6 protein-coding genes are annotated in these 5,726 nt (G+C 59.7%); 2 read left to right on the forward strand and 4 right to left on the reverse strand.

Features of this window, described 5'->3' with window-relative positions; genetic code table 11:
• Positions 1–393 precede the first annotated feature (393 nt).
• The gene (locus tag ACH2EH_RS05820) at positions 394–1,383 is read left to right on the forward strand and encodes an L-threonylcarbamoyladenylate synthase (RefSeq protein WP_395139821.1); all 990 of its coding nucleotides are present in this window, start codon (positions 394–396) and stop codon (positions 1,381–1,383) included.
• On the opposite strand, the gene ACH2EH_RS05825 is transcribed toward ACH2EH_RS05820, so the two are convergent.
• The 3 genes from ACH2EH_RS05825 to ACH2EH_RS05835 are packed head-to-tail and all read right to left on the reverse strand — an operon-like array spanning position 1,384 to position 4,919.
• The gene (locus ACH2EH_RS05825) at positions 1,384–2,400 is read right to left on the reverse strand and encodes a carbohydrate ABC transporter permease (protein WP_395139823.1); all 1,017 of its coding nucleotides are present in this window, start codon (positions 2,398–2,400) and stop codon (positions 1,384–1,386) included.
• Between the two features lie 9 nt (positions 2,401–2,409).
• Positions 2,410–3,276, reverse strand: a complete 867-nt coding sequence (locus ACH2EH_RS05830) for a carbohydrate ABC transporter permease (RefSeq protein ID WP_395139825.1) — start codon at positions 3,274–3,276, stop codon at positions 2,410–2,412.
• On the reverse strand, positions 3,261–4,919 hold the full coding sequence (locus tag ACH2EH_RS05835; protein ID WP_395139827.1) for an extracellular solute-binding protein: 1,659 nt from the start codon (positions 4,917–4,919) through the stop codon (positions 3,261–3,263). The genes ACH2EH_RS05830 and ACH2EH_RS05835 overlap by 16 nt, the downstream gene beginning before the upstream one ends.
• A 110-nt stretch (positions 4,920–5,029) precedes the next feature.
• Here ACH2EH_RS05835 and ACH2EH_RS05840 point away from each other — a divergent pair, with 110 nt between their 5' ends.
• The gene (locus tag ACH2EH_RS05840; RefSeq protein WP_395139829.1) at positions 5,030–5,338 is read left to right on the forward strand and encodes a hypothetical protein; all 309 of its coding nucleotides are present in this window, start codon (positions 5,030–5,032) and stop codon (positions 5,336–5,338) included.
• Here the strand turns inward: ACH2EH_RS05840 and ACH2EH_RS05845 are convergent.
• The gene (locus ACH2EH_RS05845; protein WP_395139831.1) at positions 5,286–5,600 is read right to left on the reverse strand and encodes a hypothetical protein; all 315 of its coding nucleotides are present in this window, start codon (positions 5,598–5,600) and stop codon (positions 5,286–5,288) included. The genes ACH2EH_RS05840 and ACH2EH_RS05845 overlap by 53 nt on opposite strands.
• Positions 5,601–5,726 lie beyond the last annotated feature (126 nt).

Below are 5,726 nucleotides of genomic sequence, written 5' to 3' on the forward strand. Positions count from 1 at the left end.
CCACGGCTCGATCCAGTCCAGCTTCTTGGCCCACTCCGCCCAGTAGGTCTCGGGATCGGCGGCGGCTGTCTGATAGATTGCAGCATCGCTGATATTGGCCTGGCGGACAAACTCCGCCGACGGGGGGAAAAGACGATCCCCGCCGAGCGAGGATCCCATTACACTTTCATTACTCATAGCGCTAAAAGTATACCCGAACCCATCCCCCCGGCCCCCTTCCCTGGTACGCTTTGAACCCATCCCCCGGCCCCTTCCCTCAGCACCCAGAGGGTACCCGGGAAGGGGTGAGAAAACCCTCCCTAACCCTCCCTGCCCTGAGGGAGGGTGGCTTGAAGTGAGGAACGAACGAAGAGCCGGGTGGGTCCGCCGGGTGGGTTCTGATAAAATTCTGTCATGTCCGCCCGAATTGTTCTGCCCGATGACGCCGCACTCACCGAAGCCGCCGAGCGCTTGCGCGGCGGGGAGCTGGTCGCGTTTCCCACGGAGACGGTCTACGGCCTCGGGGCCAACGCGCTGGACGCCGCCGCCGTCGCCAATATCTACGCCGCCAAGGGCCGCCCGGCGACCAACCCGATTATTGTTCATGTGGCGAGTGTGGAGCAGGCAAAGGCGCTGACAAAAAACTGGCCCTCCCTCGCCGACGAGCTCGCCGCCGCGCACTGGCCCGGCCCACTGACGTTAGTTCTGGAGAAAGCCGACGGCATCCCGGACATTGTCACCGCAGGCGGCACGACGGTCGGCATCCGCATTCCCAATCACCCCGTCGCGCTGGAACTGCTTCGCCGTGCAGGAGTGCCCATCGCCGCGCCGTCGGCCAACCGCAGCGAGGAAGTCTCCCCCACACAAGCCCGCCATGTCGCCGACTCGCTTGGGGAGTTTGTGGACGATTTACTGATCCTGGATGGTGGCCCGTGCGAGGTCGGAATCGAGAGCGCGGTATTGGATATCACTTGTGATCCGCCCCGACTTTTGCGTCATGGCATGGTCAGTCGGCAAGACCTTACTGTGCTCCTGCCACAAATTATTGCTGGTCCCATCGAAGAAAGCATTGCACGCTCACCTGGTCAGATGTGGCGGCACTACGCCCCCCAAAAAACTCTGGTTGTTCTTCTGTCTGGTGCGCTTACCAAACTTCAGCCTGGTGATATTTACCTTACCCACTACCAATCCGCACAGTCCACTGCCTGGAACAAAATTCAGGTAGTTGCCTTGCCAAACTCAGCGGACGAATACGCGCAGGTTCTTTATAGTGCGCTTCGTGATGCGGATCAGAGCAGCGCAAACCGCATCGTTATAGATTGGCCTGAGGGAACCGATCCCGAGTGGGCGGCGATCCGTGATCGGCTGCGGCGGGCAGCGACGCCGGTTTCGTCGGAGCGTTAACTACCCCTTCAGACCAGAAATCTGAATGCCCTTCATGAGCTGCTCGCGGAAGAGTAGAAACGCGATGAACATGGGGATGGACTCGATCACGGCAAGCGCCATCAAGGCGTTGTAGCCCACGCCCGACGCAATCAGCGCGGCGGCGTTGGGATCGGCGCTCCCGGAAGTGGGTTGCCAGCTCGTGAGCGCGGCTTGCAGTTTATAGAGCGCCACGGAGAGCGGCCAGCGGCCCTGCTCGCTCATCAGCATGATCCACGGCCCTAGAAAATCATTCCAGGCTCCCGTGAACGTGAAGTAGCCCGTCACGGCGATCACCGGGCGGGCGAGCGGGAGCATGATCTGAGTGAGCGTCCGCCCCTCCGACGCACCGTCTATGCGCGCGGCTTCGATCAGCTCCGTGGGCAGCGTGTCAAAGAAGCCCTTGAAGAGCAGGAAGTTAAAGGCACTGAACGCCGCAGGGAGCACGATTCCCCAGTAGGTTCCGACAAACGAGAGCGACGGCAGTGCGTAGCCCAGCAGCTCCGGAACGGCTCGCGTGGGCCAGGGGAAGTGCGAGAGTAGCAAGAAACGTGGCACGACCGCGACTTGTCCGGGGATCATTAGGGTTCCGATAAAGAAAAAGAACAGGATTTTAGCCGCACGACGCGAGTGGAGCTTTGAGACCGCGTAGGCCGCCAGTGCCGTGATCGGGAGCTGCAAAAATGTGGTGAGTGTCGCGATCCAGAGACTGTTTTTCAGATATACCCAGAGTGGGTAGCGAAAGACATCGAAGCTGGAATTAAGTGCCGTGCTCTGGACGGTTTTAAAGAGCAGCTCGTAGGATGCCGTGGTGGGCTCTTTGGGGATTAGCCGAAACGGTGCCTCAAAGATCTCAGGCGTCGGCTTAAGCGACGCCGAGACCATCCAGACCACCGGGAAGAGATGTAGCAAGACACCTAGCCATAGAAACGCGGCGATCCCAAAGAGCAAGGCGCGTGTCCGGGGTTTCTGGCGGCCCACCCGAGGAATCAGCGGCATGGCGTTGCCTCATTCATCCACGTTCTCCTTGAAGAAGCGCCGCTGAACGCTGGTGAGCGCCAGGATCACAAAAAAGAGCACAATCGCCAGCGCGGTGGACTTGCCCAGATTGTAGGCACCAAACGCTAGGTTATAGAGATACATCACCACCGTTGTGGTGGCGTAGCCCGGGCCGCCGCCGGTCATGAGAAATGGCCCCTCAAAGACCTGGAGTGAGCCAATCACACTGAAAATCAGCATCATCGCGATAATCGGGCGCAGGCGCGGCAGCGTCACGAAGCGAATCTTAGTCAGGATCCCAGCCCCCTCCAGCTCGGCGGCTTCGTAGAGCTCCTCAGGGACATTTTGGAGCGCGGCGATATAGATTAACCCTGGCCCAAAGAGCACGATTCCCGGCAATACCAGCGAGAGCATCGCTAGGTTCGGGTCATCGAGCCACTTTTGGGGCGCGATGCCCAGCAGCCCCAGAAACCCATTGAGCAGTCCCAGGCGTGGATGATAAAGATACTTCCAGATCGCAATTCCCGCCGTCGCTGCAATCGGCAGGAACCAGAGGATCATCATCACGCGAATCACGCGCGGCGACATCTCCATGAGAAGAATCGAGACAAAGATCGGGACAAAGAACGTCAGGCCCAGCGCGAGCGAGGCGTAGATAAACGTATTCAGAAACGCCGTGCCCACCAGGGGGTCGCCCAGAACGTCCTGGAAGTTTCTCACTCCCACAAACTCCGGCTCTTTGACAAAATAGTAGCGCTGGAAGGCAATGACGAACGCGAAGACCACGGGAAGCCAACCAAAGACGCACTGAACGGTCAGCGCGGGCAGGGTGAAGAGCCACGCCGCCACGGAGCGCCAGGCTACTTTACGCGCCACGCTACCTCCAGGGATTTTTTCCAGACCGCCTCGTAGTAAGCCGGGAAGTTTTTCTGGTAGAACGCCGTGCGAGCCGCGATATAGCGACCCAGCCGCTGCGCATCATCGGGCTTGCGGAACGTGAGTAAGTTGGTGTTGATCAGCGAGCCGTGCTTTCGAATGAGTGCTTTGAGATCGGCATTGGGCGACGTAATCGCCTCAGAGTAGAGCGCTTTGACTGCCTTGGTAAGCTCTGCTGCTGGGGGCTCCTTCAGGCCAAACTCACGGGGAAGTGGCGGGGCAGGTGCTTGGCGGAGGCGCTTGTAAGTTTCGAGATAGTCGGCGGGGAAGACGGCTTCAAGCGGCTTGTCGAGAAGATTCTCTTTAGGTTGGTAGGGAAGAGAGAGCACCTCGGCGTAGACCACACTGGTCTGGCCGCGTAGCTTTGCATCCTGTGTGGCGGCGCGCATCCGGTTCACAAACAGATCCCCGTAGAACCACGAGCGGCACCAGTCAAACGCCGCTTTAAGCTCATCGGGGGAGAGAGTTGGGTCGAAGCCGATGGGGTTCGTGACGGGCTTGAGGGGGTCGTAGCCGTAGGGGCCGCGCGGCGGTGGCGCCATTCCCACAGTGTCCGCATAGAGTATGTTCTTGCCCATCTTCCCCGGCGAGGTCAGCGCCTCGCGCGGGATGTGTGGGGCAAAGCTCATCACCATCCCGGCGCGGCTCGCGTCGAACTCATTGTGCCACTCAAACCAGCCCATGGAGACACTGCTGGTAACACTTTTCTCCGTGTTGACCAGGGCGCGGGCGTTTTTGAGCGACTCCAGAAGCAGCGGATCGTCGCCGTTGAAGCGCCAGGTGTTCTTGCCGCTCGGGTCGGGGATAAAGACCTCTAAATTGTAGGCCTCGTTGAACTGGAAGCTGCTCAGCTCTCCCGCGAAGCCATAGCGGTTCTTTGCCGGATCGGTGAGCTTTGCGGCGATCTTGCGAAAATCGTCCCAGGTCCAGTCTGAGCGTGGCCCGGGCTCGCCGCGCTCGTTGAGAATTCCGGCCTCTTTAAACCAGTCCTTGCGGTAGCGCACGACGCTTGCCCCTAGCTCGTTGGCGGCGAGCGTGAACAGATGCCCGTCCACGCGCCCCTGGCGCACCGACGCTTCCGGCTGGCGGTCGAACTGATCCCAGGTCTTCATCAGCTCGGTCAGATCCGCGTACATCCCCTGCTCGATGGTCTGGGGGAGATCACGCGCAATGTAGTAGGCCGGTGCCCGTCGCGCTGAGAGCGCCACGGCAAGCGCGGAGCGGAAGTTTTCCGTCCACATGTCAAAATTCAGATACTCGATCTTGACACGCGGGTGCTGGAGCTCAAAAAGGCTCTGGTTATAAAGCCCCATCAGCGTGGCGATATCACCGCCATGAACGGCTTTATCCGTCGGCGACGTGTACGGTCCGGCGTCATTAGGCAGGAGCACGCCGCCCCAGCTCGCGGGAATCCGCAGGATAATATCTTTGTAGCGCACTTTCTCCCGGTCGGATAAAAGCTGATACGCCTCCGGGGAGAGCACCTTGCTCGTAGCGCTCGACGTCCGCTGTCCGGGCGCTTTGTGGCACCCTGCCAGTAGCGCTGTCATTCCCAGCATCGAGACAAAATCGCGTCGTCGCACGGCTCAAAATTCGGTGTTGCGCTACGAAATTCCTGCACTGCTGGAAAGGGTTGTTGGATGGTTTCGCGGCCTGCTTGACAGGCGCACCCGGACTACGGTATTTTGACGGTGTGCTTGTACCAGGTTGGGTCTGCCCGTACTGCGGCAGGGATTGCTCTCCGATTGAGGGGCCACCCTGTACGCACTTCTTCCTCGCGGATGGGGAGTTTGGCTGGCGGTTCACTCCGGCGGCGGAGCACCTGCACGATGCGGCGTTCTTCAAGCACCCGACCCTCTTTCGCGACTTGCTCTACCACGACAATGTTTGTCGGCAGCACTTGATCCTGCGCCGGGCGCTCTACGAGAAATCGCTGGAAGTCTACGCCTTTACGGATCGTCCCGAGGCGGCCATTGCGGCGTTTCAAACTGCGATTCGGTGATGGGTTTAGATTCGCTGATGCGCAAGACATAGATCGGCTTGCCCAGAATGCGCTGATCATCTTGTACTTGCTCCAGGAGCGCCGCTGCCTCGTTTGCCTTGAGCCAGATATCCGATTCGGCTTCCAGGCCACCATCGCCGATATGCGCTAGGGTGAGCGTAATCCGCGCATCGGGCGTTTTTAGTGCCAAGGCGGCGAGCTGTGCCCGCGCCTCTGGCACGTCGAAAGTGTAGTCGTCGGGGAGGCTAACCGAGCTCTTCACAGCGCTTTTTGATGGCTTGCTGCGTAGACTCAAGGTTGTTTTGCATCGTTTTGAGAATAATCGCGTTGATCAGTGCCCCCACGAGCGGAATCTCAAGCCGGTAGATCAGCACCGAGTCGAACTTTG

Origin of the sequence: Armatimonas sp., assembly GCF_043760365.1 — a bacterium.
In the GTDB taxonomy this organism is placed as follows: Bacteria; Armatimonadota; Armatimonadia; order Armatimonadales; family Armatimonadaceae; genus Armatimonas.